This is a genomic window from Pseudonocardia sp. TRM90224, from assembly GCF_021245725.1.
Lineage (GTDB): Bacteria > Actinomycetota > Actinomycetes > Mycobacteriales > Pseudonocardiaceae > Pseudonocardia.
Genome location: NZ_JAJGSX010000002.1, coordinates 1 through 26,270, shown reverse-complemented (window position 1 = coordinate 26,270; position 26,270 = coordinate 1). Strand labels below are relative to the sequence as shown.

Below are 26,270 nucleotides of genomic sequence, written 5' to 3'. Positions count from 1 at the left end.
TGATTGCATCAGCTGGCGCGGCGCGCCGGCATTCCGAGCTCGTTCCCGGGGGAGCGGGCGGGCTCGAACCAGTTCACGGTCGTCGTCGAGTTGTCGGCGGAGGTCGTGAAAGGAACGACGACCTTGCCGGCTGCCGGGGGAGCGTCGGCAGTGCGTTCCGGCGACTCGGCGTCGTCGGCGATGTCAGCGATGTCGATGTCGGCGATTTCGGTGGGTTCGGGGTGCAACAGCTCACTCGCGAGTGCGAAGCCGATCGGCTGCAGTGCGGGATCGAAGGGTGGAAGGTCAGTCTCGAAACAGGTCATGCCAACCCCTTTGGCCTAGGACCGCGTCGGGCTACCCGTAACCGAGGGTAACTCGGCTACTGCGGAGAGTAGCGCACTAGGCCATTCCGGGGAAGGGGTGATCGCGACGTGAGCCCGATCGCCACAACGAGAAGGATCGCCGAGTTCGGCGTAACGTAAGTACGTGATCAGCGCAAAGGCGCGGGTGCGCATGCTCAGATGGGGGTTCCGCGTCCTGTTCGGACTGCCCCCGTGGTTGAAGCGGGCGCTGGCCGGGCGCTCGATCCGGCTCGCCGGCCAGGTGCTCGATCCCGATCTCCAGCTGCTCGGCAAGGTCTCGGCGCTGCTCGAGAGCGGCGACGGCGGCACCGTCGACCAGGCAGCGCTCGCGGAGCAGCGCCGGCAGGCCGACATGGCCGCCGAGGTGGCCGCCGAGCCCGGGCTCGAGGACATCAAGACCACCGATCTCGAGGTGCCCGGCGCGACCGGACCGCTCCCCGCGCGGCTGTACGTCCCGCCGTCGGCGCCGCACGTCTCCGCGTTGCTCGTCTACTTCCACGGCGGCGGGTTCGTGCTCGGCAGCCTCGCCACCGTCGACCCGCTGTGCCGGCTGCTCGCCGCGCAGTCCGGGGTGCGGGTGCTCTCGGTCGGTTACCGGCTGGCGCCCGAGTTCCCGTACCCGGCGGCGCTGGACGACGCCATCGCCGCCTACCTGGGCATCCGCGCCGAGATGCCGGCGCTGGGCGCCGACCCCGACATGATCGCCGTCGGTGGCGACAGCGCCGGCGCGAACCTCGCGCTCGTCGTCTCGCACGAGATGGCCGTGTCCGGCGGACCGGTGCCGGCGTTCGCCATGGCGCTCTACCCCGTGACCGACGTGGAGCGCACGGGTGGGTCGCGGGACGTGTTCGGCACCGGGTTCGGCCTGACCGCCGACTTCATCGCCGAGCTGGAGCGGCTCTACCTGCCCGACGGGATCCCCACCGACGACACCCGCGGCGCCATCCTGCGCGCCGACGACCTCGCCGGGATGCCGCCGGTCTACCTCTCCACCGCGGGGTTCGACCCCCTGCGCGACGAGGGTGAGGAGCTGGCCGAGCGGTTGCGTGAGCAGGGCGTTCCCGTGGTCGCCCGCCGGTTCCCCGGCCTCGTGCACGGCTACGCGAGCTTCACCGCCGTCAGCGCGGCCGCCCGCGACGCGACCCTCGACGCGGCGAGCGCCCTGCGTGCCGCGTTGGCCCTGGCGGAAGCGAAATTGACGGAAGCAAGAAGGCAGCAGCCGGCGGCGTGAGCGAGCTCGAGCACGGAGGTCACGTGGACCGCAGGGACATCAGCCACACCCTTCCGCTGATGGGGGCCGGCACGGAGTTCTTCAACAGCGTTGTCGAGTCGCTCCCCGACGACGCGCTGCGGGCGCCGAGCGGGCTCGACGGGTGGAGCCGGGCGCACCTGATCGCGCACGTCGCGCGCAACGCCGAGGCCCTGATCAGGCTGGCCGAGTGGGCGCGCACCGGCGTCGAGAACCGGATGTACCCCAACCCGGAGAGCCGTGCGGCGGACATCGAGGCGACGGCCGTCAACGATCCCGGGACGTTGCGCCGTGAGCTGCTCACGACGGCCGGCGACCTCGACGCCGCCCTGGCCGCGCTCGACGAGAAGACGTGGGAGGCCGAGGTGCGCACCGCGGCCGACCGACCGATCCCCGCGACCGAGGTGCCGTGGATGCGGATCAGGGAGGTCTGGCTGCACTCCGTCGACCTCGACGCCGGTGTGGCCGTCGCCGACCTGCCGGCCGAGGTCGTCGACGCGCTGCTCGACGACGCCGCGCCGCTGCTGGGCAGCCGGGCCGCAGCGGGCTTCCGGCTGGTGGACAGCGAGCGGGACATGACGTGGGCCGTCGGCCTCGACCCGGCCGTCGAGGTGCGTGGCACCGCGGCGCAGCTGTGCGGCTGGCTGCTGGGCCGCACGAGCGGCGACGAGCTGACGGCCGTCGCGGACGGCACGCCCACCCGCCTTCCCGAGCCACCTCGCTGGCTCTAGCAGGCGTCAGAGGGTCAGCGCGGCCTTGGACGCCAGCGTGAAGAGCGCCGCGCGCGGGTCGCGGGCCTTCGTCCAGCTCCGGCTGTCCCAGGTCTCACCCGCCAGCGTGTCGCCGGCCAGGAGGAGCTGCGCGAACCGGACCCCGCGGTACCGGGCCGCCGCGATGAAGGACGCCGCCTCCATCTCGACCACCGCACAGCCCTCCTCGATCCGGCGCGCGACGCGGGAGCGGGTCTCGCGGTAGATCGCGTCGGTCGTCCACGTGCGTGCGGTGAGGTAGGCGACCCCCTCGTCGTCGAGCAGCGCAGTGAGCGCGGCAACCCCTTCCGGGTCGGCGTCGACCACCCGCCCGGGCGGCAGGTAGTGGAACGACGTGCCCTCGTCGCGCACGGCGCTCTCGACGACGACCGCGTGCCCGAGCGTCAGCTCCGGCAGCAGCGCGCCGGCACCCCCGACCGCGACGATCCGGCGGGCGCCCAGCTCGATCAGTTCCTCCATGTGCATCACCGCGAGCGGCGCGCCGACGCCGGGGTTCATCACGGCGAGCGGCTGCCCGTCGACCTCGGTGACCAGCACCGGCGTCCGTCCGCGCTCGGAGGACAGGCGCATGAGCACGCCGGCACCGGCAGCGATGAGCTCGTCGATCACCTCTTGGAAGAAGCACAGCACGGCGGTCTCCGGCATCCCGTCGCGCTTGCCGCCCAGCACGGCGGCGGGGTGCAGCACCCCGTCGGAGTCGAGATCGTCTTCCAGCAATGGCACGTCCACCGTGCCGATCCTGCCCTGCGGTGGGAGAGTGCCGGCCGTGGAGATCCGGTTCGTCGGGAGCGGCGACGCGTTCGGCTCCGGCGGTCGGTTCCAGACCTGCATCCGGCTTCGTGTCGACGGCGCCACCGCGCTCGTCGACTGTGGCGCCACGAGCCTCACCGCGATGAAGGCGCAGGGCGTCGATCCCGGTGAGGTCGACGTGGTTGTGATCAGCCACCTGCACGGCGACCACTTCGGCGGGCTGCCCTTCCTCGTGCTCGACGGCCAGTTCGCCCGTCGCACCCGCCCGTTGACGGTGCTCGGACCGGCCGGCACCGGCGAGCGGCTGCGCACCGCGATGGAGACGCTCTACCCCGGCTCGACGGCGGTGCAGCGCCGCTTCACCGTCGACGTGGTCGAACTGGACGGAACCGGCGGGCAGCGCAGCGCCGGGCCGTGGCAGGTCCGCAGCTGGGAGGTGGATCACGCGAGCGGCGCGCCGTCGCTGGCCGTTCGGGTAGCGGCCGGCGGCGCCGACTTCGGCTACTCCGGCGACACGGCGTGGACCCCTGCGCTGGTCGACGCCGCCGACGGCGCAGACGTGTTCGCGTGCGAGGCGTACACGTTCGATCGTCCGGTCCGCTACCACCTCGACTACACGACGTTGCGGGAGCACGCTGACGACCTGCGTGCGGGGCAGCTCGTGCTCACGCACATGGGTCCGTCGATGCTCGCGCGGTTGGACGACGTCGGTCATAGCGCGGCGCACGACGGGCTCGTGATCAACGCAGGAATGTTGTAGGTGCAACTACCGTTCCGTCGGTACGACGCTCCGAGGAAGGGAAGCTCCGATGCCACAGCCTGAAGGTGCCGAGCTGGAAGCCGTGCGAGCCCGCCGCACTGCGCTCAAGGAGAAGTACCTGCGCCCGCTCGACGAGCGGCCCGCCAGCACCGTGCGCGGTGTGCACCACCTCGCGCTGGTCGCCCGCGACGTCGAAGAAACGATCAAGTTCTACCAGGACCTGCTCGGGTTCCCGCTGGTGGAGCTGGTGGAGAACCGCGACTACCGCGGCTCCAGCCACTTCTTCTTCGACATCGGCAACCGCAACCTGCTCGGGTTCTTCGACTTCCCCGGCCACGACCACCCCGACTACTCCGAGACGATCGGGGCCGCGCAGCACCTCGCCCTCTCGACGTCGCCGGAGAACTTCGCGGAGATGCGCAAGCGGCTGGACGAGGCCGGCATCGACTACCTCGGCCCCGACCGCGGGGTCGAAAACAGCCTCTACATCCGCGATCCCAACGGTGTCGGCATCGAGTTCTACGCCGAGGAGCTGGGGCTCTTCGAGGGCGAGCGGCTGATGTCCGACTGAGGCGTGCGTCGCGCCCCGGAACCGGATCGGCCGCTCACACGTCTTTCACTGTGAAGCAGGAGGGGTGAGCCATGAACTGGAACTACGGGCCGCCCGGCCCGCCACCCCCGCGCAGGGGTGGCTCGCCGGGCTGGGGTCGGCCGCAGCAGCAGTCGCGTCGACCCCCCGAGACTGCCGTGCTCCCTCCTGATGCCTACCGCGGCGCGCCGCCGCAGCGTGGCCGTCCGGTGCGCAGCGGGCCGCCCAACGGAGCCGGGCGCGATGGGGCGAGGCGCAGTGGCCCGCCGCGCGGGCCCGGCAGGCCGACGCGGCCCCGTCCGGGGCGCAGGCCGCGCTGGGGCAGGCGGATCGGCATCGTCGCGCTGGTGCTGGTGCTCGCGCTGGTCGGCTTCGGGGTCTACATCGACGGCACGCTGAACCGCACGCCGGCCCTGCCGGCCGACAGCACGGCCGCGTCGGCGGGCACCAATTGGCTGATCGTCGGCTCCGACAGCCGGCAGAAGCTCACGCCGGAGGAGCGCAAGAAGTACGCGACCGGCGACGAGGAGTCGCAGCTCACCGACACGATCATGCTGCTGCACACCGGCAGCAGCGGCACGGTGCTGGTCAGCATCCCGCGCGACTCCATCGTGAGCATTCCCGGCCACGGCAAGGCGAAGATCAACTCGGCGTACGGGCGGGGCGGCGGGCCCGACGGCGGCGGGCCCGAGCTGCTCGTGAAGACGGTCGAGCAGGCCACCGGTCTGCGCATCGACCACTACGCGGAGATCGGCTTCCTCGGCATCGTCTCGGTCGGCGACGCCGTCGGCGGGGTCGAGCTCTGCGTGCCCGAGGCGATCAAGGACCCGAAGGCGGCGCTGGACATCAAGGCCGGCTGCCAGACCCTCGACGGCCCCACCGCGCTCGGCTACGTCCGCACCCGCGCGACGGCGTCGTCCGACTTCGGGCGGGTCGAGCGGCAGCGGGCCTTCCTCGCGGCGCTGCTCGACAAGGTCACCAGCCCCGGCACGCTGCTCAACCCGTTCCGGATCGTCCCGCTGTCCAACGGCCTCTCGAAGGCCATCACCGTCGACAGCGGCGACCACGTCTGGCACCTCGCAGGCCTCGGGCTCGCGATGCGCGGGCTCTCGACCGGCATCTCCACCACCGTCCCGGTCCGCGACGGTGAGGTGAACTGGGACAAGAACCGCGCCTCCGCGCTGTTCAAGGCCCTCGCGGAGGACCAGAAGCCGCCGCAGAGCGCGCTCGGCCCCTGATCGGACGAGGATCCTGCGCGAGACCCCGGACCGGCACACGTCGGGTCCGGGGAGGGCAGGAAAGCCACTTTCCTGCCCTGTGAGGGCCTGAAAGTGGCTTTCCTGCCCACGCGTGCGGAACGCACGCATCCGACCCGACTCGTGCACTGTATGGCCCCGACTCGCGCACGGCCCCGACTCGCGCACGGGCCTACCCCGACTCGCCGTCAGGCGGGCTTGCGCTTGCGGGGCTTGGCTGCCTCGTCGGCGTCGGCGTCGGCCTTCTTCGGTGCCCGTTTGGCCGGCGCCTTCTTCGCCGGCGCGGCCGCGGGCTCCGGTTCCTCCTTGCCCGACGCCGCGCGGGCGGCCTCGACGCTGCGCTGCAGCGCCGTGAGCAGGTCGGTCATGCTGTCGCCCTCGTCGCTGGGCTTCTCGACGACGGGCGCAGGGCGGGTGTCGCCGGTGGTCCGCTTGCGCTCGATGAGCGCCTCGACGGCGTCGCGGTACTCGTCGTGGAACTGCTGGGCGTCGAAGTCGGCGCCGAGGCTCTCCACGAGCGACGCGGCCATCTGCAGCTCCTGGGGCCGCAGCTCGACCTCCGTCTCGAGGATGTCGAACTCGGGCTCGCGCACCTCGTCGGGCCACAGCATCGTCTGCAGGACGATGGCCTTGTCGCGCACCCGCAGCAGCGCGATGCTCTCCCGCTGGCGCAGCGCGACCCGGACCACGGCCATCCGGTCGGTCTGCACGAGCGCCTCGCGCAGCAGCGCGTAGGGCTTCGCCGCCTTCGCCTCCGGTTCGAGGTAGTAGCTCTTGTCGAACAGCAGCGGGTCGATCTGGTCGGCGGGGACGAACTCGATCACGTCGATCTCGTGGCCGGACGCCTGCGGCAGCGTGTCGAGGTCCTCCTCGGTGAGCGTGATGAGCTCGCCGTCCTCGGTCTCGTAGCCCTTGACGATGTCGGCGTACTCGACCTCCTCGCCGTCGATCGAGCAGGTGCGCTTGTACTTGATCCGCCCCCCGTCGGCCGAGTGGACCTGGTGGAACCTGATGTCGTGGTTGGTCGTCGCCGAGTACAGCTTGATCGGCACACTGACCAAACCGAACGACACCGCGCCACTCCACATCGCGCGCATTCGTGCCCCTGTTCGTCCGCAGGAGATCGCCTTCAGTGACAGCATGACCGTGTGCAGCCCATGCTCGCCACCCCTGGAACCCTTCCGGCGGGGCCGGAATGGCTGTTCGAGGTGAAGTGGGACGGCGTTCGGCTGGTCGCCGACGTCGTCGACGGCGTGCTGCGCCTCACCGCCGCGGGGCGTGACGTCACGGCGACGTTTCCCGAGCTGAGCGGCATCGTGGCGCTCGCGCCGGACGTCCTGCTCGACGGCGAGGTCGTGATGCTCGAGGGTGGTGTGCCGAGCTTCGCCGCGCTCAACGAGCGCATGTACGGCCCGCTCGACCCGCGTGCCGTTGCGTCCCGGCCCGTCACCTACATGGTGTTCGACGTGCTGCGGCTCTACGGCGTCCCGCTGATGGAGCGCCCTTACGAGGAGCGCCGCGGAACGCTCGAGCGGATGGACCTCGTCGCGGTGCCGACGATGATGCTCTCGCCCGCGTACCCCGACGGCGAGGCGCTGCTGGTCGCGACCGCGCAACGCGGCATGGAAGGCGTGATCGCCAAGCGCCGGGACGGCCGCTACCAGCCAGGACGTCGCAGCAGCTGCTGGGTCGGCGTGACGCACCGCGAGGCGCAGGTGTGCGTGGTCGGCGGCTGGCTGCCCGGCCGCTCCCGGATCGGGTCGTTGCTGCTCGGCGTCCCCGAGCGCGGCGGCTTGCGCTACGTGGGCCGCGTCGGCGTCGGCGCCGCGTCCGACGTCGCCGTGCGGATGCTCGAGCAACGGCTGGAGCCGGCGAAGGGGTTGCCGTTCGTCGAGCCGCCGCCGCGCGCGGACAGCACAGGCGCGCGGTGGTGCCTCCCCACGGTTGCGGTCGAGGTGTCCTTCGACGGTCATGCCAGGTCGGGGACGTTGCGGCGGACGGTCTACCGGGGGGTCAGGGACGACGTCGAACCCGATCAGGTGGCGCGCACGTAGTAGCCCTCCGGCAGCGGGCGCGGCAGGATGTTGCCTCGTCAACGCTCAAGAAGGGGGCGCATCAGAGTGGACTTCAACGCGCTGGCCGGCAAGGCCGGAGAGCTGCTCAACGAGCACGGCGACAAGGTCGAGATGGCCGCCGAGAAGGTCGGCGACATCGTCAAGGAGAAGTACGGCCACGGCGAGCAGGTCGACATGGCCGTCGACAAGCTCAAGGACATGATCCCGGGCGGCGAGGGTGCACCTGCGGCGCCTCCCGCCGCGCCGCCCGCCGAAGCCTGATCCCGCCGCCGCCCCCTCACCCGAGGGGGCGGCTACGGAGCGTCGACTACCGTGGCGAACGTGACGACGATGGTGACGTGGCAGTCCGAGGACGGCCACGGGTTGGAAGGCACCCGGCTCAGCTTCGGCGGAGACGGCGGGCTCCGCGCGTTCGGCAGGCAGATCAGGGTCGAGCCCGACGGCGACTTCTCGGCGTCCTACCGGCTGGTCGTGACGGAGGGTGGCCGGTTCGAGCGCCTGTCGCTGACCAGCGCGAACGCCGAGCGCGAGCGGCATCTGACGATCAACCGCACCGAGGACAACTTCTGGTTGCTCGACACCGGCGCCGGCGGTGAACGCACCGACCTCGGCGGCGCGCGCGACGTCGACCTCGCCGGTTGCGTGCTCTTCAACTCGCTGCCGATCCGCCGGCTGAACCTGCACCGCGAGGCCGGCGAGCACACCCTGCCGATGGTGTACGTGTCGCTGCCCCAGCTGGAGGTGACACTCGTCGAGCAGCACTACCGCACGATCTCCACGCTCGATGCCGACGGGTTCGCCGTGATCGGCTTCAGCACGGAGGGGTTCAACGCCGAGCTGGTCGTCGACGCCGACGGGGTGGTCGTCCGGTACCCCGGTGTGGCGAACAGGCTCGAAGGCCGCGACGCGGTCGCGGTGAGCTGACGCGCGTCAGCGCTTCCAGCCGACGGCGACGTCGCCGCGCCGGCCGAGATCACGCAGCTGGGCGAACGTCTCGCGCCCGGTGATGCGCACCGCCTGCGGGTCGCGGGTGGCTGCCCACCGCTGCCTGCCCGCGTGACCTGCCTTGACCGTCGCCGCCAGCCCACCGGTCGAGGCGAGCGCGCCGCGCATCGCGCCCATCCGGCCGAGCGCGTCGTCGACAGCGGCGAGCAGCGCATCGCGGTTGCCCTCGCACATCGCCAGCACCAGCTCCGGCCGCGTGCCCGCGACCCTCGTGCCGTCGGCGAACGACGAGGCGGCCAGCGAGAGGGCAAGATCGTCCTCCCCAGCCGCGCCGACGGCCGCGAGCACCGCGGCCAGCAGGTGCGGGAGGTGCGAGACCTTCGCGACGGCCAGGTCGTGCTCGTCGGCGGCCGCGGGGACGACCCGGGCGCCGCACGCCCACGCCAGCTCGGCGACGTCGGCCCAGACCTCCTTGTCGAGCTCGTCGTCGGCGGCGACGACCCACGCGGCGTCGACGAACAGATCCGCGTTGCCGGCGCCCCAGCCCGACTCCGCGGTGCCCGCCATCGGGTGCCCGCCCACGTAGCGGGCGCGCGGTGCGAACCGGCTGATCGCATCGGCGGTCGCGACCTTGACGCTGACGGCATCGGTGAGCCGGCAGGTCGGGGCGACCGCGTCGACGCGGCGCAGCACGTCCGGCAGCGCCGGAAGTGGCACGGCGAGCACCACCAGCGCGTCGGCAGCGGCAGCCCGGTGCAGCGCGTCGTCGGTGTCCGTGGTGACCTCGAACCCGTCGGAATGCGCCTCGGCGGCGGTCCCGGCCGAGGCGCTCACCCCCCATACGGGGCGGCCCGCCTTCTCGGCGGCCCGCATCAGCGACCCCCCGATCAACCCGGCGCCGATCACGCACACCGCTCGTTCAGTCACGCTGTGAAAGGTACGCGAGCGGGGTCAGCCGTTCGCGAGCGCGCCCGCCACCCGCAGCACCCCGCGTTCCTCCAGCTTGACGCCGACCACCTGCACACCGACCGGGAGCCCGCCGTCGCTCGCGGCAGCCGGGACCGACGCCGCTGCCCACCCCGTGATGTTGAACGGCAGCGTGAGTGCCAGCAACGCGGGTCGCACGGGCACCGTGGTGCCGCCCATCTCGACCTCGCCGACCCCGATCGGCGTCGGGCGCAGGCGGGTGGTGGGCAGCACGAGCACGTCGACGTCGGAGACGGCGGCCCGCAACTGCGGCACCAGCCGGCGCCGGGTCCGCAGCGCGCCGATGTACTCGCGCGCGGACTGGTCGGCGAACGGCATCAGCCGCTCGCGCGTGCCGGTCTGGTAGGCCTCCGGCCGCTCGGCGAGCCACTTCCCGTGCGTCGCCCACGCCTCGCCGACGACGATCGGCGAATACACCGCGGCCAGCTCGTCGATCATCGGCGTCCGCACCTCGACGATGTGCGCACCGGCGGCCTGCAGCCGCTCGACGGCGGCCGCGACGGTCTTGTCGATCACCGGGTCGGCCGCGCGCCAGTACTCGTCGACGGGGATCCCGACCCGCACGCCGGCGACGCCCGGCAGCTGGATGCCGCCGCCGGTGCCGTCGGGGCGCGCGAGGATGTCCCACGCGACCGAGGCGGAATGCACGTCGGCGGTGAGCAGCCCGACGTGGTCGAACGTCTCCGAGAGCGGGAACGTGCCTTCGGTCGAGAGGTGCCCGAACGCCGGCTTGAGGCCCACCACGCCGCACATCGCGGCCGGTGTCCGCACGCTCGCCCCGGTGTCCGTGCCCAGCGTCAGGGGCAGGTGACCTGCGGCGATCGCGGCCGCCGAGCCCGACGACGAGCCGCCGGTGATCCGGCTCGGGTCGAGCGGGTTCAGCGCGGGCCCGGTCGCGGCGACGTCCCCGGTCGGGCCGAGGGCGAACTCGTGGGTGTGCAGCTTCCCGACGATCACGGCGCCCGCCTCGCGCAGCCGCGCGACCGTTGGCGAGTCGGCCGCGGCCGGCGGCGCGTCGGCGAGCACGTTCGAGCCGGCGCGGGTGGGCAGCCCCTCGACGTCGATTACGTCCTTCACGCCGACGGCAACACCGTGCAGCGGGCCGCGCCATCCACCCCGGGCGAGCTCATCGTCGAGCGCGGCCGCCTCGGCGACCGCGCGATCGTGGTCGAGGACGATCACGGCGTTGTGCGTGTCGGCGGCGAGCCGCTCGAGCGCCGTCGTGACGTGCTCCAACGCGGAGAGCTCCCGTGAGCGCAGTGCCATGCCGAGCTCGAGCAGCGAGGTAACAGGGGTGGCCACCAGGCCATCCTGCCTGAGCCTCAAACAGCCAGCGCGTCCAGCGCAAGCCCGGCGTAGAGCGCGACGCCGGCGGCCATGGCGGGTTCGTCGAACACGACGCGGTTGGAGTGGTTCGGCGGCGCGGTGGCCGGGTCGACGTCCGGCGGGCAACCGCCGAGGAACGCGAGCGCCCCGGGCACCTCGGCGAGCACGTAGGAGAAGTCCTCCGCGCCCATGATCGGGCTCGACATCGTCGAGACGACGTCGCGCCCCAGCACGGTGGCGGCCAGCTCGTCGACCCGGCCGGCCGCGCCGTCGTCGTTCACGGTGACCGGGTAGCCGGGGTCGATCTCCACCACCGCGGAGCAGCCGTACGCCTGCGCGGTGTGCGTGCAGACGCGCCGGATCTCGTCGTACATCAGCGCGCGCACCTGCTCGGAGAGCGTGCGCAGCGTGCCGGAGATCGTCGCGGTCTCGGGGATGACGTTGGTCGTCGTACCGGCGGTGATGTGCGCGATCGTGAGCACGGTCGGCTGGTGGGTGTCGACCCGGCGGGTCAGCATCGTCTGCAGCGCGCCGACCATCGCGGCGGCGGCCGGCACCGGGTCGAGCGCGTCGTGCGGGGCCGACGCGTGCCCGCCGCGGCCGTAGACGGTGACGGTGATCGTGTCGGCCGCCGCCATCAGCGGGCCCGGCCGGGTGTGCAGCTCACCGGACGGCATGGTCGCGCTGATGTGCAGCGCGTAGGCCGACTCGGGCCGGCCGGCAGGACCCGTGTGGTCGAGCAACCCCTCGTCGATCATGTACCGGGCGCCGTGGAAGCCCTCCTCACCCGGCTGGAACATGAACAGCACCCGCCCGGCCAGCTGGTCGCGTCGCTCGGCGAGCAGCCGCGCCGCCGACGCGAGCATCGCGACGTGGGTGTCGTGGCCGCAGGCGTGCATCGTGCCGTCGACGGTCGAGGCGAACTCCAGCCCGGTGTCCTCCGGCATCGGCAGCGCATCCATGTCGCCCCGCAGCAGGACGGTCGGGCCCGGCCGGTGGCCGTCGAGGACGGCCACGACGGACGAGACCGAACGCCCGAGGTGCACCTGCAGCGGCAGGTCGGCGAGCTCGGCGACCACCGCGTCGCGGGTGCGGGGCAGGTTCAGACCGAGCTCGGGATGGCGGTGCAGCGCCCTGCGCAGCGCGACCGTCTGCGGTTGCAGAGCCTCTGCCTGAGTGCGAAGGTCTGAGAACCGCCGTGCTGCACGGTGTGACATGCGCCTGATACTCGCACCCACAAGAGGTGTAGGGAGGGTCAACTTACGGTTGTGGTTTGGACCACAACCGTTTCGAGGCCTACCGTAGCCTCATGGCCGTGCAGAGCATCCAGGCGCCCGCGGGCGTGCGGGAACAGGCCCTGCCCGGATTTGCTGTTGCGGCGATCCGGGAGGACGGGCGATGGCGCTGCACCCGGTTGACACCGGATGCGCTCGTCGACCTCGATACCGCCATCACCGAGCTGCGCGAACTGCGGTCCACCGGGGCCGTTCTCGGGCTGCTCGACGTCGATGACGAGTTCTTCGTCCTGCTGCGGCCCACGCCCGGTGGAGTCTCGCTGATGGTGTCCGATGCCGTCGCGGCGCTCGACTACGACGTGGCCGCCGATGTGCTCGACCTCCTGCGTGTGGAGCTGCCGCCCGACGACGACGCGCTCGACGAGCCGTGGCCGGAGGGCGACCTCGCGATCCTCGCCGACCTGGGACTCCCGGCCGACGAGCTGGAGGTGCTCGCAGCGGAGGTCGAGCTCTACCCCGACGAGCAGCTGGCGGCGATCAGCCGGAGATGCGGCTTCGCCGACGCGCTCGCCGAAGTGGTCACCGAGGTCGGCTGACGCGTGCCCCACCCCATCGCCTCCGACGAGGCGCTGGTCCGGCGTGCCCTGGTCGTCGCCGCGGACGCGACGAAGACCGGCGACGTCCCCATCGGCGCTGTCGTCGTCGACGCCGCTGGGCGCGAGCTGGCCGTCGCCTGCAACGCGCGGGAGGCGCTCGGCGACCCGACGGCGCACGCGGAGGTGCTCGCCCTGCGGGCGGCGGCATCGGTGGTCGGGGAGTGGCGGCTCTCGGGATGCACGCTGGCGGTGACCGTCGAGCCGTGCACGATGTGCGCCGGCGCGATCGGGCTGGCCAGGGTCGACCGCGTGGTGTTCGGCGCGTGGGAGCCGAAGACCGGCGCCGTCGGCTCGCTTTGGGACGTGCTGCGCGACCGCAGGCTCGCGCACCGACCCGAGGTGATCGGCGGCGTGCTTGCGAAGGAGTCGGTGGCGCTCATGGAGGCGTTCTTCCGCGGCCATCGTTGACGCGCCGCAACGCGCGACATGGAACCCTGCGGCGGTCATACAACGATGAAAATCAACCACATGGTTCCATGTGGCGCCCGCACCGGCGCCGCATACGCTCGGCGCGTGGAGCCGACGGAACCGACGCGCGAGACCCGGATCGGTGCCTATGTCGTCTGTGTTCGCGACGATGCGCTGCTGCTGACCCGGTTCGCCGGCAGCGACCGGTGGACGCTGCCGGGTGGTGGCCTCGACCACGGCGAACGCCCCGAGGACGCCGCCGTGCGTGAGGTGGCCGAGGAGACCGGCTACCGGATCGAGCTCGGCGGCCTGGTCGGCATCGACACCACGATGTGGAAGCGCGCGCTCGACGGCAGCGCGATCGACGTGCACGTCCTGCGGATCCTCTACACCGGCGAGGTGGTCGGCGGGGATCTGCGCCACGAGACGGGCGGGAGCACCGACATGGCGGAATGGGTGCCGCTCGGCGCGGTGGGGGAGCGCGATCTGGCGAGCGTCGTCCGGATCGGGCTTTCGGCAGCCGAGGTCGGGTGACCCCCTCGCCTGGGACGAGGTCACCCCCCAGAGACCTCGGCCGCACGGCGGGAACCGCTCGCAGAGCCTCCGGCAGTGCGCCCGGTTCCGCCAGGCAGTTTGACCGGCAGAAGTCCTCCTGCCGGTGCTTACCCCGGCCCGTCTGAGGTGTAAGACTGCCCAGACAGGAGTTGGGCGGACAGGGGGTCGTCCGAACGGGCCGGCGAAAGGGGCGTCCGGGTTTGGCCGGTCCTGTAGCGGCCGTCGCGTTCGGCATGGTCCTGCGTCGCAGGCGGACCGAGGCGCTGCTCACCCAGGAACAGCTCGCCGAGCGGGCAGGCCTCTCCGTGCGCACGGTCCGCGATCTCGAACGCGGACGGGTGCGCTTCCCACGCACCGGTTCGCTCCGGATGCTCGCCGAGGTGCTCGGCATCGAGGGCGCTGAACGGGTCGAGTTCGAGTCGCTCGGGCGGCGCGACTACTGGGCGGAACGGGCGGCGTCCACCGCGCGTGAGGTGCCGGAGGTGCTCGCTCCCGGCCATCGCGCCCCCGCGCAGCTGCCGGCCGACGTCTCGGGATTCACCGGTCGCGCGGAGAACGTCCGCACGCTGGACGAGCTGCTGGCAGCCGCCGACCCGGCGGCGGCGAACATCGTGGTGCTCTCGGGCGCACCCGGCGTGGGCAAGACGGCGCTCGCCGTGCACTGGGCGCACGGGGTGCGTCAGCGGTTCCCCGGCGGGCAGCTCTACCTCAACCTCCTCGGCCACTCCGGTGCTCGGCCGCTCTCCCCGATGGATGCGTTGACCCGCCTGCTGCGCGGCCTCGACGTCGTCCCGGACCGGGTGCCGACCGACGTCGCGGAGGCGTCGGCGCTGCTGCGCAGCACACTGGCCGACACCCGCACGCTGATCCTGCTCGACGACGCCGGCAACGCCGACCAGGTGCGCCCGCTGCTGCCCGGCGGGTCGGGCTGCCTGGTGCTGGTGACGAGTCGCTCGTCGCTGCGCGGGTTGGTCGCCCGCAACGGCGCGGCGCAGCTCACCGTGCAGGCCATGGCGCCGGACGACTCGAACGCGCTGCTCACCCGCTTGCTGGGGCCCGCGGAGCCGGATGCGGTCGCCGAGCTCGCCCGGCTGTGCGGGCACCTGCCGCTGGCGCTGCGGATCGCGGCGGCCAACATCCTCGGCGGCGACCGGGACGTCGCGGCGTTCGTCGAGCGGCTGCGCAGCGGCAACCGGCTGGCCGAGCTCGCCGTCCCGGCCGACACCGACGCCATGGTCAGGGCGGCCTTCGACCTCTCCTACGAGGCGCTTCCCGGCGCGGCCCGCCGCCTGTTCAGGGTGATGGCGATCGCACCGGGGCGCGACGTCACGGGCGCAACCGCGGCGGCGCTGCTGGGCTCCTCCGTCGAGGACGGGCTGGGGCTGCTGGAGCAGCTGGCCGGCGCGCACCTCGTCGAGCAGCCGGTTGCCGGTCGCTTCGAGCAGGCCGACCTCCTCCGGCTCTACGCGGGCGAGCGGCTCACGAGCGAGGACACCGAGCAGGAACGGGCGGTCGCGTGGCGCCGGCTGCTCGCGCACTACCTCGCCGCGCTCGACGCCGCGGCGCGGCTCCTGTACTCCGACGTGCTCCGGCTGCCCGTCGACCCATCGGCCGCGGTGTCGTTCGCCGACCACCGCGAGGCGCTGGCCTGGATCGACGCCGAGATGCCCGCGCTGCAGACGGCGGTGCTGCGAGCCGCGGACGCCGGGCCCGCGCGGGCGGCGTGGCAGCTCGCCGACGCGTTGCACGGCTACCTCCAGCTCCGTGGCAGCGTCCTCCAATGGTGGTTGGTGGCATCCGCGGGGCTCGGCGCGGCCGAATCGGCGGGCGACCCGACGGGGCAGGCGGCGTCGCACCTGAGCATGGCGAGGATGTACACGCGGCAGGATCGCTACGCCGACGCCGTCCACCACGCCGAGCTGGCCCTTGCACTGAGTTCCGCGACGGGCTGGACCGAGTGCGTGGCCGCGTCCCACCGCGTCCTGGGCAACATCCACCGGCTCAGCGGCGACACCGAGTCGGCCGGCGTGCACCTCGAACAGGCGCTGGCGCTCGCCGATCCCGCCGACCGGGCCGGAGCCGCGTCGATCATCAACAACATCGCGACCGTGAACCACGAGCTCGGGCGGCTGGAAGCCGCCGCGACGCGCTACAGCCACGTGCTGGAGCTGCTCGACGAGTCGGGCGCAACGACCGTCATCGCGCAGGTGCGCACCGACCTCGGCGACGCGCTGAACGGGCTCGGGCGCCACGACGAGGCGCTGTGGCACATCGAGAAGGCGCTCCAGGTGCACCGCGAGCTGGCCGACCGCGCGCAGGAGGGGTACGACCTGCGGACGATGGCGGAGGCCCACCGCGATGCCGGCCGCCTGCAACAGGCGTCGGAGCTGGCCGAACGGGCCGTCACCATCGCCGCGGAGGTTGATGACGTCCGCCTCCACGGACAGGCCTGCGAGACCGTCGGGACGGTCCTGCTCGCCGGGGGGAGGTTCGAGGAGGCCATGCCGCAGTTCGAAGACGCGCTGAAGATGGCGACGGCCTGCGGCAACAAGTACGCGCTCGCACAGGCCCACATCGGCAGGTCGGGCGTGTACCTCGCGCGCGGCGACGTGGTGCAGGCCGTGGCCAGTGCCGAGAAGGCCGTCGACATCGCGGAGCGGGTGGGGTTCCTCGTGCCGGAAGGCCAGGGCCGCATCGCGGCTGCGGTGGCCAGGCTGGCGGCCGGGCAGAAGAAAGAGGCTCTGGCCATGGCGGAATCCGCCGTCGCCACGCATGCCATGACAGGATATTCACGCGGCCGCACCCAGGCCGAACAAGCGTTGGAAGCAGCGAAGCGCGCGGCCGTGGCGGTCGTGCGGCAGGGAACAGCTTGGGGGACGTCATGACTAGCGAGCGCAGGATGATGCGGGTGGCGGCGTCGGTCGCAGCGGTGTTCACGGCAGCGCTGCTGCTCGGGACGGGTCTGCAGTCGGTGAACGTCGGCCTCCCGACGCAGGGCACGGTGTTCCACCAGGCCGTCCCGGAGCAGGCGGACTGCTGCCGCCGCGGCGACAGCTGAGCCCGCCGGCCGAGCCGGGCTACGTGAGCCAGCCGGCCGCGATGACCCTCGCGAGGAACTGACGGGTCCGCGGGTGCGTCGGGTCGCCGAGCACCCGCTCCGGCGGCCCCGACTCGCACACCTTGCCTTCGTCCAGGAAGACGACCTGGTCGGAGACCTGCTTGGCGAAGCCCATCTCGTGCGTCGCCATCAGGATGGTCATGCCACCGCGGGCGACCTCCTTGACGATCGCCAGCACCTCGCCGACCAACTCCGGGTCGAGGGCCGACGTGATCTCGTCCAGGAGCAGGAGCCGCGGTCGAACAGCGAGCGCGCGGGCGATCGCCACCCGCTGCTGCTGCCCGCCGGACAGCCGGTCGGGGTAGGCGTCGGCGAATCCGTCGAGCCCCACCCTGTGCAGCAGGTCGAGCGCCTTCTCGTGCGCTTCCCCCGGATCGACCTTGTGCACGACGCGGGGCGCCAGCGAGATGTTGTCGACCGCCGTCATGTGCGGGAACAGGTTGAACGCCTGGAAGACGATCGCCATCCGGCGCTGCGCCGCGGCGGCGTCGGCACGTGGGTCGGAGATGTCGACGCCGTCGAGCAGGATCTGCCCGTCGTCGACCTCGTCGAGCAGGTCGACGCACCGCAGCAGCGTCGACTTGCCGGAGCCGGAGGCCCCGATCACGGTGACCACCTGGTGCGCGCCGACCGCGATGTCGATGCCGTCGAGGACGGTCGTCGTGCCGTAGCGCTTGACGAGCCCACGCACGTCGAGCACCAGCTCCGCTTGCTGCTCCTTCACTGCGCCTCCGTCACTGGGCCCCCTGCCGGCGGGCCGCGCGTGCCGCGACGGCGTCGGCGATCCGTCCCGTCGGGATCGCGAGCAGGACGAACAACAGCCCGGCCACGACGTACGGGGTGAAATTGAACGTCCGCGCAGCGTCGATCTGCGCGGCCCGGATGGCGTCGACGGCGCCGAGCACCGAAATGAGGCCGCAGTCCTTCTGCAAGGCCACGAAGTCGTTGAGGAGCGGCGGCAGCACCCGCCGCACGGCCTGCGGCAGCACCACCAGCCGCATCGACTGCCGGTGGGTGAGGCCGAGCGAGCGGGCCGCGGCGCGCTGGGAGGGGTGCACCGACTCGATGCCGGCCCGGAACACCTCGGCGACGTACGCGGAGTAGACGAGGATCAGCGCGACGCACCCGAGCACGGCCGTGTCGGTCGGGATGCCCTGCAGCCGCAGCGCCGGCAGCCCGAAGCCGATCAGGTAGAGCGCGATGAGCAGCGGGATGCCGCGGAAGAGGTCGACGTACCCCGTAGCCAGCGCCCGCACCGGGAAGAAGACCGGGCCGCGCAGCGTCCGCAGCACCGCGATGAGCAGGCCGAGCACCAGGATCCCGAGCTCCGCGACGACCAGCACGCGGACGTTGAGCCAGAGCCCTTCGAGCACGGTCGGCAGCGATCTCCACGCCGAAGCGGGATCGAGGAACGTGACCTGCACGCGCGGCCAGCCGGGTGACTGCGTGACCGCGACGCCGATCGCCGCCGCGACGACGACCGTGGAGAGCAGCGCGACCAGCGTCGAGCGCCGCGCCCGCGAACGGCGATAGGCCCGCCGCTCGCGGGCGAGCGGGCTCAGCGCATGCGTCACCGCAGCTCAGGCGCGGTTTCGGCGGAGGCGAGCCACTCGGTCTCCAGCGACTTCAACGTGCCGGCCGCGCGCAGCCGGTCGACGGCGCCCGAGACGCAGCTCGTCAACGCGCTGCCCTTGTCGAGCACCGCGCCGAACTGCTCGGGTGTCCCCGCACCGGCAGGCAGCTGCCCGATGATCTTGCCGCCGGTCAGCTCGGCCGAGGTGATGTAGAACGCCGTCGGGAGGTCGACCACGATCGCGTCGACCTGGCCGTTGGTCAGCGCCAGCTTCGCGTCGTCGTTCGTGTTGAAGACAGCCGGCTGCGACGTCGGGGCGATCTGCTGGGTGACCGCGTCGTAGCTGGTGGTCCCGACCTGCGCGCCGATGCGGGCGTTCTTCAGGTCGGCGATCGACTTCGCGCCGGCCACGCTGCTCGTGCCGAGCGTGACGACGGCCTGCTTGACGTCGTAGTAGGGCGCGGAGAAGTCGACGGCCGCCTTGCGATCCTCGGTGATGGAGAACTCGGTGAGGTTGAGGTCGTAGGTCTTCGGGCCGGGCTGGATCGCCGCGTTGAACGGGACCCGAGCCCACTTGACCTTGTCCTTGGCGTATCCGAGCTCGCCTGCGATGGCGTACGCGACCGCCGACTCGAAGCCCTTCCCCGAGGTGGGGTCGTCGTCGACGTACCACGGCGGGTAGACCGGCTGGTCGGTCCCGATCGTCAACGTGCCCGTCGCGAGCGTGGGCAACGCGCCGGGCGCGCAGGCCGCGTCCTGCGGCTGCGCCTTGGGGGTCGATTCGGGTGCCGGGGCGCAGCCGACCGTGACCAGGACGAGCGCGGCGGCGACGGTGAGACGGCGGAGAGACGAGGACATGGCCACCTTCGAGGTGTGGTGCCCGGGGCCGGGCGGGAGGTTCAAGGAGGGGTATACCGGACGCGAGCGCCGCAAGGGCTCTTGTAAGCTGGTCGGCGGTAGCGTGTCCGAGCGGCCGAAGGAGCACGCCTCGAAAGCGTGTGAGGTGCAAGCCTCCGTGGGTTCAAATCCCACCGCTACCGCCACCAGCAGACGCCGGGCCTCCTTGATCGAGGAGACCCGGCGTTTCTCGTTCGTTCACGCACGTCAGCGTGGCCGTCGGGCAATACACGCCCGTCTCAACCGGGTTTCACCGCTGGGGTGCGTCGAGGGCATACCGGGGGTACGGCGGGTCGCGGGGCCGGGTTCACGTGATCGCGGCGGTCGGGGTGGCGGATGCGGGTTGCCAGGAAAGTGGCTTTCCTGTCCTGTGGTGCCAGGAAAGCCACTTTCCTGGCACCACCTGGCACCCCACCTCCTCGGGGCTCTCGGGTGGTTCAGCCCGCCCCGCCTACCAGCTCGTCGAACTGCCGCGTGTCGTGTGCGACGACGATCTCGACCTCGTCGGAGTGGTCGCGGTGCAGCGTCGCGAGCCGCAGCACGGACTCGTCGTACAACGCCTCGTCCTCGGCGCCCGCGATTTCCATCTCCTCGACGAGCGGCGGGCAGGGGGCGAACTCGGGTGCGATCCGGCCGCGGTGGAACACCGCGTCGCCCGCGTGCAGCAGCCAGCGGCCGCCGGCGACCGGCACCGCGACGCCGGAGTGCCCGACCTGGTGCCCCTCCAGCGGCACGAACAGCAGCTCGTCGAGGCCGGTCAGCGGCGTGACGCCGGCGATGCCGAACCACTTGTCCGTCCCGGCCGGCTCGACCACCCACTTCGGCCCGTGCTCCCACTGCTTGGCGACGTACCGGGCGGCCTGCGTCGGCGACGACGGCTGCTGCATCCCCGCGTAGCCCGCGGCCGAGACGTGCACAGCGGCGTCGGGGAAGTCGCGGAGGCCGCCGGCGTGGTCGAAGTCGAAGTGCGTCAGCACGATGTGGCGGACGTCCGACGGTGCGAAGCCGAGCGCCTCGACCTGCGCGAGGGCCGGCTCGTCCGGACGTAGTTCGGGCGCGAGGTTGTCGCGGACGATCGGGTGGATGGTCTCCTCGGGCCGCGCGACGTCTCCCGTGCCGAGCCCGGTGTCGACGAGCACCAGCCCGTGGGCGGTCTCGACCAGCAGGTCGGCAGACCGTCCGGCCGTCGTCGGTGCTGCCCTTCGCCGGCGGGCGGAAGGTGGCGCAGTTCAGGTGGTGCACGCGGAAAGCCATGCGTCCATCGCTATCAGAGCGGCCCCGCCCGGCAACACGGCCAAGTTCACCCAGAGACCAGCGAGCGGAGCCGGTCGAGCCGCGCCCTGGCCGTGGGGTGGCCGGGACGGTCGCGGGCACCGCGCAGGTCGCTGATCCGCGCCAGCCCGGCGATCACGACGTCCAGCGGTGGCCCGCTCGAAGATCCGGCAGCGGGTGCCGAGGCCGCCGGCCGTTCGAGGAAGGGCTTGACCAGCCGATGGTGGTGGAACGTGTACGCCGCGGCGTGGGCCTGGCAGACGTCGAGGAAGAGCCGGGCGTTGGTCCGCAGCTGCGGGGTGCCGGGCTGGTCGGCGGCTTCCTCCAGGAATCCGTCCAGCAGCGACGACGCGCGCAGGCTCGCCGCGCGCAGCAACTCCTGGTCCGCCGGCGGGAGGAACGGGTACTTCTCGACCATCACCTGCTGGTAGAAGGCGTCGCCGGCGTCGAGGCCGAGGAGCAGGTCGATCTCGTTGATCGCGGCGAAGTCGCCGGCGTTCAGCCCGCGGTAGGTGACGCCGCCGACGTCATGGCCGGCGAAGTACGGCCGGACGTTCAGGAAGAAGCGCTCGGCGTCGAGCGTGTCGGCGAGCTCGCGGTTGAACCGCAGCACGTCCTCCAGCGCGCTCCGGGCGCCGTCCAGCAGGTAGGCCGTCATCGGGTGGGAAACGCCCATAGCGGGGATCGCGCGCAGTGCGTGCGCCGCGCGCTGGTAGGCCAGCACGCCGAGCCCGTTCTGCACGATGAAGATCCGCTCGTCGGTGAGGTGCGTGAACGTGCGGAAGCTGTCGCGGACGGCCGTGTTCGCGGTGCTCTGGTGCGGGAAGACGAGCCGCGGGGCGACGCCGAGCGCGAGGCCGAGCCTGCTGGCCAGCGGCCACGCCTCGGAGCCGTCGACCTCGTGCCGGCGGCAGGCGCTCAGGTAGTGCCCCACCAGCCCGAGCAGCTCGTAACGCTCGGCCGAGCCCGCCGGCAGCGCCGTGATCTCGCCGACGAGCTTCGCGCCGTCGCCGGCGATGGTCTGCTTGATCCGGTCCAGCTCGTCGCCGTGCAGGATCGTGGCCCGGGCGGCGAAGTACGCCTCCTCCAGCTCGGTGTTGAGATCGACGAGCCCGCCTCTGATCCAGGCGTCGAACCGGTCCATGGACCGCACCTTGCAACGGGAAGAGGGCAGCGGGCCAGGTCCAAACGCGGTCGGCCCATCCGGGCCTAGATCCCGACGGCCAGGACGAAGATCACCGAGCCGTGCGTCACCGTCGAGGCGAGCACCCCGGCCCGCTGCCGTACCCACGCACACGCGAGCCCTTCGACCAGCGCGAACAGGAGCAGCGGCCAGCCGAGCGAGGTTACGGTCGCAGCCAGGAAGACGTGGCCTGCCGCGAAGAACAGCCCGGAGAGGAGGACGACGCGCCGCGGCGCGATCCCGAGCGAGTCGAGGTGGCCCTGGAGCATCCCGCGGAAGAGCACCTCCTCCATCAGGTTCCCGCCGTAGGCGATCAGCAGGAGCGGCCAGATCACCGCGACGGCGACCGGCCCGCCCCGGTCCGCGAGCGGGACGGTGTCCATGAGCAGCAGCAACGGCACGAGGATCACGGCGGCGGCACCCAAAGCCGTCAGCAGCGCGCGGACGTCGAGCCGGCCCCACACGATGCCCGCCGCGAGGTCGCGCTGCGTCAGCACGGCGACCGCGGTCAGCGCCAAGGCCGCTCCCGCGAGCGCACTGATCACGAAGCCGTCGTCGAGGAACCGCAGCCAGGGCAGCCCGGCATCGGTGCGGCCGAACTGCCAGAAACCCATCGGCGTCATGAGGTCGCGCATCAGCACGAACGCCGAGATCAGCAGGCCGATCCGCAACGCGGGGGCGTGTCGTCCCAGCAGCGCGACGGCCACGACGATGACGGCGAGGCCCGGCGCGAGCCGCACCGAGTAGTCGATCAGCTGGGCCACCGGTCAGCCCGCGATCAGCGCCGCGAACCGGTCCAGATCGACGTTCCCGCCGCTGATCAGCACCCCGACCCGCTTGCCGGCCGGCGCGGCCCGGCGGGCTGCGGCGAAGCCGAGGCAGCCGGTCGGCTCCACGACGATCTTGAGCGTGGCCGCGAACACCCGCATCGCGTCGACCAGCTCGTCGTCGGTGGCGGTCAGCACGTCGGTCAGCTCGCGCTGGAGGATCGGGAAGGTGATCTCGCCCGGGTGCTGGGTCTGCGCGCCGTCGGCGATCGTCGACGGCGCCGGGATGTGCACGATCCGGCCGCTGCGGATCGACTGCCGCACGTCGTCGCCCGCTTCCGGCTCCACCCCGAACACCTGGCAGCTCGGCGAGAGCGCCCGCGCCGCGAGCGCCGCCCCCGAGCTGAGCCCGCCACCCCCGAGCGGCAGGTACAGGGCGTCGAGCTCGCCGACGTCCTCCAGCAGCTCCAGCGTCGCCGTTCCCTGACCGGCGATGACGTCCGGATGATCGTAGGGCGGGATGAGGGTGAGGCCGCGCTCGGCCGCCAGGGCGGCACCGATCGCCTCGCGGTCCTCCGTGTAGCGGTCGTAGCGGACGACGGTCGCGCCGTAGCCCTCGGTCGCGGCGATCTTGCTCGCCGGCGCGTCGTGCGGCATCACGATGGTGGCCGGGATGCCGAGGATGCGCCCGGCGAGCGCGATGGCCTGCGCGTGGTTCCCCGACGAATACGCGACAACCCCGTTCCGCCGCTGCTCCTCCTCGAACCGGGAGAGCGCGTTGAAGGCGCCGCGGAACTTGAAGGCGCCCATCCGCTGGAGGTTCTCGCACTTGAAGAAGAGCTGGGCGCCGACCTCGTCGTCCACACGGCGCGAGGTGAGGACGGGCGTACGGTGCGCGTGGCCGCGGATCCGGTCGGCTGCGGCCCGCACGTCCGCGAAGGTCGGGGCGTCGATCATCCGCCCATTGTGCGAGCAGCCGGGCCACCGTCCCGAAGGAGGTGGCCCGGCTGCCTGCTCGACGGGACCGGATCAGTGCCTGATCGACCGCCTCCCGTACATGGCGGCAGCGATGTAGACGCCGATCGCGGCCACGATGACCTGGACCAGTAGCTCCAGCCAGTCGATGCCGGACGTCGCGGTCGGGATGCCGAGCGCACGTGCGATGAAGGTGCCGACGAAGGCGGCGATGATGCCGATCACGATCGTGAGCCAGATCGGGATCGACTGCCGGCCCGGCACGACGAGCCGCCCGAGCACGCCGATGATCGCGCCGATGATGATTGCGGTGATGATGCCCGTGACGGTCACGGTGCCTCCCGTGTTGCGGGGGGTCGCAGAGATCGACCCGCTGCGGGGGTGTTCCCCGCGGGACCGGCCTCGAAGCATCGAACTCGCTACTTCACCTCAATGCAGGAACTTCAGGCCCGCGACGCCGGCCACGATCGCAACGAGGCAGAGCATCCGGGCCGTGGTGGCCGGTTCGCCGAGGACCGCCATCCCGTACGCGGCGGTGCCGACGGCCCCGATCCCGACCCAGATCGCGTACCCGGTGCCGACCGGGATCTCGCGCAGCGCGAACGCCAGCCCGAGCATGCTGAGCACGAGCGCCACGCCGAAGACCGCGGTGGGCAGCGGTTTCGTGAAGCCTTCCGAACGGCTCAACGCGCTGGCCCAGACGGTCTCCAGCACGCCCGAGACGATCAGTGCGATCCATGCCACGACACACCTCCGGTGGGCGTCGTCTTGGCGTGCCGGGTACGACGCACTCGTCCGGAGGTGACCGCAACCGCGGACCTTCTTCAAACAGTAGTGGCGATCGAGCGTCGTGGCCGTGATGGTGACCGGTCTGACCACGACGTCGACAACGACGTTCTGGCGCTTTGTTAGCGCTAACAACAGCCAAAACGTCGTTGTCGACGGTTACGGGCGGGCGAACGCGCCGGCCACGGCGAGGCTGTCCTCGTAGATGTGGTGGCGCGTGACCAGCCCGTCCTCGACCGTCACGTGCAGGGCGAACGCCGCCACGTAGCGGCGGCCGGTCGGCTTGGCGGTGTAGTGGAGCTCGCCCATCACCACGGCGTCGGCCCCGTCGACGAGCACGGTGCTGACGACCGCGGAGCTCTCGTCCGGCACGTGGTTCTCGGCGAGGAGCCGGAAGTGGTCGGCCATCCCGGAGCGGGTCGAGCGGTGCCGGATCCACGGGGTGGTCTGCGAGTAGTCGCCCTCGGGCCAGTTCACCATCCAGGTCACGTGGTCGGCGTACATCTCGGCGATCTGCTCCGGATCGCCCGCAGCGACACGGCGGAGCAGCTCGTCGACGGTCTCCCTGGTGTTCATGCGACCAGTTTTGCCGCGGTGCGGGCGCCGGTCGATGACCTCAGACGTAATGCAGCCGCCACGAACTCCGAGGTGGTAGGCGGGAGGCTGTCATGTGGCATGTGGACGGCTGGGACGTGACGTGGCGGCTGGGTGTGCTGACCCCGCACGCGGACGTCGGCCCGGAGTCCGAGCTGCGGGCCATGGCGCCGGCAGACGTCGGCATCCACGCCGCCAGGGTCCCGTTCGGTGCGATGGGGCCGGGTGGCGTGATGGACCCGACGATCCCGCTGGCGCCCGTGCGCGCTTTCGTCGAACCGCCCGGGATCGACGACGCCGTCGCCCTGCTCGGCGCCGCCCCGCTGAGCGCCATCGGCTTCGGGTTCACCAGCTCGGCCTACGTCGTCGGGGCGAGGGGCGAAGCGGCGATGGTCGAGCGGCTCAGCGCGCGGACGGACGGGATCCCGGTGGTCACGACCTGCGCAGCGGCGGCGACGGCGTTGCGCGCGTTCGGGGTGGAACGGGTCGCGGCCGTCCACCCGCCATGGTTCGACGTCGCGCTCAACGAGCTCGGGCACGACTACTACCGGGCCGCGGGGTTCGACGTCGTTCTCGCGGCGTCCTGCCCACTGCCGAGCGACCAGCGCAGCATCCGGCCCGGGGATCTGCACAGCTGGGCCGTGCGGACCGTGCCGGACACCGCGGATGCCGTGGTGATCGGCGGGAACGGGTTCCGCGCCGTGGGCGTCATCGACGCGCTGGAGGCGCAGCTGGGCCGGCCGGTGCTGACGGCCAACCAGGTGCTGCTCTGGGCGATGCTGTCGGCGGCCGGTGCCGGGCCCGGCACGGTGACCGGTTACGGGCGGCTGTTCGACCTGCGCTGAACGCACCGACGCCCGGCCGACCGCGAGAGCGACCGACCGGGCGTTTGTGCTGGTGACGCTGGCGGAGGATGCGGGATTCGAACCCGCGAGGGCGTGAACCCAACACGCTTTCCAAGCGTGCGCCATAGGCCACTAGGCGAATCCTCCGTCGACGAGCATAGCCGGGTCGATCCCGCGGTCTGCCGGGGGACTACACTCATCCACGGGCTCCGCGCGGCGTCCATCCTGTGAACTCCCCCAGGGCCGGAAGGCAGCAAGGGTCAACGGGCTCTGGCGGGTGCGCGGAGCCCGCTTACGCTCTCGGGCGAGGTGTGCTCGCGGCCCGCGCTCGCCGTTCTCGCTCCAGCGTGTCTTC

The 26,270-nt window shown here is 72.1% G+C and carries 30 protein-coding genes, 2 tRNA genes, 1 other RNA gene and 1 riboswitch; of the genes, 16 read left to right on the top strand and 17 right to left on the bottom strand.

Annotated features, from left to right (window positions below):
• Positions 1-8: 8 nt before the first annotated feature.
• Positions 9-305 (bottom strand): hypothetical protein, encoded by a 297-nt coding sequence (locus tag LL648_RS03820; RefSeq protein ID WP_232660990.1) that lies wholly within the window; start codon positions 303-305, stop codon positions 9-11.
• A gap of 163 nt (positions 306-468) precedes the next feature.
• On the opposite strand from LL648_RS03820, the gene LL648_RS03815 reads away from it, so the two are divergent.
• Positions 469-1,575, top strand: coding sequence for an alpha/beta hydrolase (locus LL648_RS03815; RefSeq protein WP_232660989.1), 1,107 nt, complete (start codon positions 469-471; stop codon positions 1,573-1,575).
• Positions 1,576-1,598: 23 nt separating this feature from the next.
• Positions 1,599-2,324 (top strand): maleylpyruvate isomerase family mycothiol-dependent enzyme, encoded by a 726-nt coding sequence (locus LL648_RS03810; RefSeq protein ID WP_232660988.1) that lies wholly within the window; start codon positions 1,599-1,601, stop codon positions 2,322-2,324.
• 6 nt (positions 2,325-2,330) lie between these two features.
• Here LL648_RS03810 and LL648_RS03805 read toward each other — a convergent pair whose 3' ends face one another.
• Positions 2,331-3,092 (bottom strand): nucleoside phosphorylase, encoded by a 762-nt coding sequence (locus LL648_RS03805; RefSeq protein ID WP_232660987.1) that lies wholly within the window; start codon positions 3,090-3,092, stop codon positions 2,331-2,333.
• A 37-nt stretch (positions 3,093-3,129) separates the two neighbouring features.
• On the opposite strand from LL648_RS03805, the gene LL648_RS03800 reads away from it, so the two are divergent.
• The 3 genes from LL648_RS03800 (at position 3,130) to LL648_RS03790 (ending at position 5,700) form a co-directional block, all read left to right on the top strand.
• Positions 3,130-3,873 (top strand): MBL fold metallo-hydrolase, encoded by a 744-nt coding sequence (locus LL648_RS03800; protein WP_232660986.1) that lies wholly within the window; start codon positions 3,130-3,132, stop codon positions 3,871-3,873.
• 49 nt (positions 3,874-3,922) lie between these two features.
• Positions 3,923-4,444 carry a VOC family protein gene (locus LL648_RS03795; protein WP_232660985.1) on the top strand — a complete coding sequence of 174 codons (522 nt, stop codon included), beginning with the start codon at positions 3,923-3,925 and terminating at the stop codon, positions 4,442-4,444.
• Positions 4,445-4,515: 71 nt separating this feature from the next.
• Positions 4,516-5,700: an LCP family protein gene (locus tag LL648_RS03790; RefSeq protein ID WP_232660984.1), complete on the top strand. Its 1,185-nt coding sequence runs from the start codon at positions 4,516-4,518 to the stop codon at positions 5,698-5,700.
• 206 nt (positions 5,701-5,906) lie between these two features.
• Here the strand turns inward: LL648_RS03790 and ku are convergent, their stop codons facing one another.
• Complete coding sequence (gene ku / locus LL648_RS03785; RefSeq protein ID WP_232660983.1) at positions 5,907-6,791, bottom strand: non-homologous end joining protein Ku; 885 nt, start codon at positions 6,789-6,791, stop codon at positions 5,907-5,909.
• Between the two features lie 84 nt (positions 6,792-6,875).
• Between ku and LL648_RS03780 the strand changes: the two genes are divergently transcribed.
• The 3 genes from LL648_RS03780 (at position 6,876) to LL648_RS03770 (ending at position 8,717) form a co-directional block, all read left to right on the top strand.
• Positions 6,876-7,772, top strand: coding sequence for an ATP-dependent DNA ligase (locus tag LL648_RS03780; protein ID WP_232661055.1), 897 nt, complete (start codon positions 6,876-6,878; stop codon positions 7,770-7,772).
• A 66-nt stretch (positions 7,773-7,838) separates the two neighbouring features.
• The gene (locus LL648_RS03775; RefSeq protein ID WP_232660982.1) at positions 7,839-8,054 is read left to right on the top strand and encodes an Rv0909 family putative TA system antitoxin; all 216 of its coding nucleotides are present in this window, start codon (positions 7,839-7,841) and stop codon (positions 8,052-8,054) included.
• A gap of 69 nt (positions 8,055-8,123) precedes the next feature.
• Complete coding sequence (locus LL648_RS03770; RefSeq protein WP_232661054.1) at positions 8,124-8,717, top strand: putative glycolipid-binding domain-containing protein; 594 nt, start codon at positions 8,124-8,126, stop codon at positions 8,715-8,717.
• Between the two features lie 6 nt (positions 8,718-8,723).
• Here the strand turns inward: LL648_RS03770 and LL648_RS03765 are convergent, their stop codons facing one another.
• From LL648_RS03765 to LL648_RS03755, 3 genes are read right to left on the bottom strand one after another with little or no spacing between them, the layout of a single operon-like run.
• Positions 8,724-9,665 (bottom strand): prephenate dehydrogenase, encoded by a 942-nt coding sequence (locus tag LL648_RS03765; protein WP_308190236.1) that lies wholly within the window; start codon positions 9,663-9,665, stop codon positions 8,724-8,726.
• A 24-nt stretch (positions 9,666-9,689) separates the two neighbouring features.
• A complete protein-coding gene (locus LL648_RS03760; RefSeq protein ID WP_232660981.1) occupies positions 9,690-11,027 on the bottom strand; it encodes an amidase in 1,338 nt (445 codons plus the stop codon).
• A 20-nt stretch (positions 11,028-11,047) separates the two neighbouring features.
• Complete coding sequence (locus LL648_RS03755; protein WP_232660980.1) at positions 11,048-12,268, bottom strand: M20 metallopeptidase family protein; 1,221 nt, start codon at positions 12,266-12,268, stop codon at positions 11,048-11,050.
• 92 nt (positions 12,269-12,360) lie between these two features.
• On the opposite strand from LL648_RS03755, the gene LL648_RS03750 reads away from it, so the two are divergent.
• The 5 genes from LL648_RS03750 to LL648_RS03730 all read left to right on the top strand — a co-directional run bounded on the left by LL648_RS03750 (position 12,361) and on the right by LL648_RS03730 (position 16,963).
• Positions 12,361-12,882 (top strand): tRNA adenosine deaminase-associated protein, encoded by a 522-nt coding sequence (locus tag LL648_RS03750; protein WP_232660979.1) that lies wholly within the window; start codon positions 12,361-12,363, stop codon positions 12,880-12,882.
• A 3-nt stretch (positions 12,883-12,885) separates the two neighbouring features.
• Complete coding sequence (locus LL648_RS03745) at positions 12,886-13,350, top strand: nucleoside deaminase (RefSeq protein ID WP_232660978.1); 465 nt, start codon at positions 12,886-12,888, stop codon at positions 13,348-13,350.
• Between the two features lie 105 nt (positions 13,351-13,455).
• Entirely contained in the window at positions 13,456-13,884 is a 429-nt protein-coding gene (locus tag LL648_RS03740) for an NUDIX hydrolase (protein WP_232660977.1), read from the top strand.
• Positions 13,885-14,105: 221 nt separating this feature from the next.
• On the top strand, positions 14,106-16,790 hold the full coding sequence (locus LL648_RS03735; RefSeq protein WP_232660976.1) for an ATP-binding protein: 2,685 nt from the start codon (positions 14,106-14,108) through the stop codon (positions 16,788-16,790).
• Complete coding sequence (locus tag LL648_RS03730) at positions 16,787-16,963, top strand: hypothetical protein (protein WP_232660975.1); 177 nt, start codon at positions 16,787-16,789, stop codon at positions 16,961-16,963. The genes LL648_RS03735 and LL648_RS03730 overlap by 4 nt, the downstream gene beginning before the upstream one ends.
• 19 nt (positions 16,964-16,982) lie before the next feature.
• Here the strand turns inward: LL648_RS03730 and LL648_RS03725 are convergent, their stop codons facing one another.
• Genes LL648_RS03725 through LL648_RS03715 form a run of 3 tightly spaced genes read right to left on the bottom strand, consistent with a single transcriptional unit; the run spans position 16,983 to position 19,454 of the window.
• A complete protein-coding gene (locus LL648_RS03725; RefSeq protein WP_232660974.1) occupies positions 16,983-17,747 on the bottom strand; it encodes an amino acid ABC transporter ATP-binding protein in 765 nt (254 codons plus the stop codon).
• 10 nt (positions 17,748-17,757) lie between these two features.
• Positions 17,758-18,597 (bottom strand): amino acid ABC transporter permease, encoded by an 840-nt coding sequence (locus LL648_RS03720; RefSeq protein ID WP_232660973.1) that lies wholly within the window; start codon positions 18,595-18,597, stop codon positions 17,758-17,760.
• Positions 18,594-19,454 carry an ABC transporter substrate-binding protein gene (locus LL648_RS03715; protein ID WP_232660972.1) on the bottom strand — a complete coding sequence of 287 codons (861 nt, stop codon included), beginning with the start codon at positions 19,452-19,454 and terminating at the stop codon, positions 18,594-18,596. Before LL648_RS03715 ends, LL648_RS03720 begins: the two co-directional genes overlap by 4 nt.
• Positions 19,455-19,551: 97 nt before the next feature.
• Between LL648_RS03715 and LL648_RS03710 the strand changes: the two genes are divergently transcribed.
• Positions 19,552-19,639, top strand: a tRNA-Ser gene (locus LL648_RS03710).
• A 291-nt stretch (positions 19,640-19,930) separates the two neighbouring features.
• Here LL648_RS03710 and LL648_RS03705 read toward each other — a convergent pair.
• The 7 genes from LL648_RS03705 to LL648_RS03675 all read right to left on the bottom strand — a co-directional run bounded on the left by LL648_RS03705 (position 19,931) and on the right by LL648_RS03675 (position 25,052).
• On the bottom strand, positions 19,931-20,656 hold the full coding sequence (locus tag LL648_RS03705; protein WP_255684487.1) for an MBL fold metallo-hydrolase: 726 nt from the start codon (positions 20,654-20,656) through the stop codon (positions 19,931-19,933).
• 137 nt (positions 20,657-20,793) lie between these two features.
• On the bottom strand, positions 20,794-21,909 hold the full coding sequence (locus LL648_RS03700; protein WP_232660970.1) for a monodechloroaminopyrrolnitrin synthase PrnB family protein: 1,116 nt from the start codon (positions 21,907-21,909) through the stop codon (positions 20,794-20,796).
• 65 nt (positions 21,910-21,974) lie between these two features.
• A complete protein-coding gene (locus tag LL648_RS03695; RefSeq protein ID WP_232660969.1) occupies positions 21,975-22,712 on the bottom strand; it encodes a CPBP family intramembrane glutamic endopeptidase in 738 nt (245 codons plus the stop codon).
• A gap of 3 nt (positions 22,713-22,715) precedes the next feature.
• A complete protein-coding gene (locus tag LL648_RS03690; RefSeq protein ID WP_232660968.1) occupies positions 22,716-23,672 on the bottom strand; it encodes a threo-3-hydroxy-L-aspartate ammonia-lyase in 957 nt (318 codons plus the stop codon).
• Between the two features lie 72 nt (positions 23,673-23,744).
• The gene (locus LL648_RS03685) at positions 23,745-24,023 is read right to left on the bottom strand and encodes a GlsB/YeaQ/YmgE family stress response membrane protein (RefSeq protein WP_232660967.1); all 279 of its coding nucleotides are present in this window, start codon (positions 24,021-24,023) and stop codon (positions 23,745-23,747) included.
• Between the two features lie 96 nt (positions 24,024-24,119).
• Complete coding sequence (locus LL648_RS03680; RefSeq protein WP_232660966.1) at positions 24,120-24,434, bottom strand: DMT family transporter; 315 nt, start codon at positions 24,432-24,434, stop codon at positions 24,120-24,122.
• A 13-nt stretch (positions 24,435-24,447) separates the two neighbouring features.
• Positions 24,448-24,514, bottom strand: a riboswitch (guanidine-III (ykkC-III) riboswitch).
• Between the two features lie 121 nt (positions 24,515-24,635).
• Positions 24,636-25,052, bottom strand: a complete 417-nt coding sequence (locus LL648_RS03675) for a nuclear transport factor 2 family protein (RefSeq protein ID WP_232660965.1) — start codon at positions 25,050-25,052, stop codon at positions 24,636-24,638.
• A 92-nt stretch (positions 25,053-25,144) separates the two neighbouring features.
• Here LL648_RS03675 and LL648_RS03670 point away from each other — a divergent pair, with 92 nt between their 5' ends.
• Positions 25,145-25,915, top strand: a complete 771-nt coding sequence (locus LL648_RS03670) for a maleate cis-trans isomerase family protein (RefSeq protein ID WP_232660964.1) — start codon at positions 25,145-25,147, stop codon at positions 25,913-25,915.
• A 59-nt stretch (positions 25,916-25,974) separates the two neighbouring features.
• Here LL648_RS03670 and LL648_RS03665 read toward each other — a convergent pair.
• Positions 25,975-26,062 (bottom strand) — tRNA-Ser (locus LL648_RS03665).
• A gap of 53 nt (positions 26,063-26,115) precedes the next feature.
• On the opposite strand from LL648_RS03665, the gene ffs reads away from it, so the two are divergent.
• An RNA gene (gene ffs / locus LL648_RS03660) (signal recognition particle sRNA small type) lies at positions 26,116-26,212 on the top strand.
• Positions 26,213-26,270 lie beyond the last annotated feature (58 nt).

Bases quoted from the DNA above. Each gene is read 5' to 3' on its own strand.
- LL648_RS03820 (WP_232660990.1), bottom strand. From the start codon at position 305: ATGACCTGTTTCGAGACTGACCTTCCACCCTTCGATCCCGCACTGCAG.
- LL648_RS03795 (WP_232660985.1), top strand. From the start codon at position 3,923: ATGCCACAGCCTGAAGGTGCCGAGCTGGAAGCCGTGCGAGCCCGCCGC.
- LL648_RS03790 (WP_232660984.1), top strand. From the start codon at position 4,516: ATGAACTGGAACTACGGGCCGCCCGGCCCGCCACCCCCGCGCAGGGGT.
- LL648_RS03780 (WP_232661055.1), top strand. From the start codon at position 6,876: ATGCTCGCCACCCCTGGAACCCTTCCGGCGGGGCCGGAATGGCTGTTC.
- LL648_RS03770 (WP_232661054.1), top strand. From the start codon at position 8,124: ATGGTGACGTGGCAGTCCGAGGACGGCCACGGGTTGGAAGGCACCCGG.
- LL648_RS03755 (WP_232660980.1), bottom strand. From the start codon at position 12,268: ATGTCACACCGTGCAGCACGGCGGTTCTCAGACCTTCGCACTCAGGCA.
- LL648_RS03750 (WP_232660979.1), top strand. From the start codon at position 12,361: ATGGCCGTGCAGAGCATCCAGGCGCCCGCGGGCGTGCGGGAACAGGCC.
- LL648_RS03730 (WP_232660975.1), top strand. From the start codon at position 16,787: ATGACTAGCGAGCGCAGGATGATGCGGGTGGCGGCGTCGGTCGCAGCG.
- LL648_RS03715 (WP_232660972.1), bottom strand. From the start codon at position 19,454: ATGTCCTCGTCTCTCCGCCGTCTCACCGTCGCCGCCGCGCTCGTCCTG.
- LL648_RS03700 (WP_232660970.1), bottom strand. From the start codon at position 21,909: ATGGACCGGTTCGACGCCTGGATCAGAGGCGGGCTCGTCGATCTCAAC.
- LL648_RS03690 (WP_232660968.1), bottom strand. From the start codon at position 23,672: ATGATCGACGCCCCGACCTTCGCGGACGTGCGGGCCGCAGCCGACCGG.
- LL648_RS03675 (WP_232660965.1), bottom strand. From the start codon at position 25,052: ATGAACACCAGGGAGACCGTCGACGAGCTGCTCCGCCGTGTCGCTGCG.
- LL648_RS03670 (WP_232660964.1), top strand. From the start codon at position 25,145: ATGTGGCATGTGGACGGCTGGGACGTGACGTGGCGGCTGGGTGTGCTG.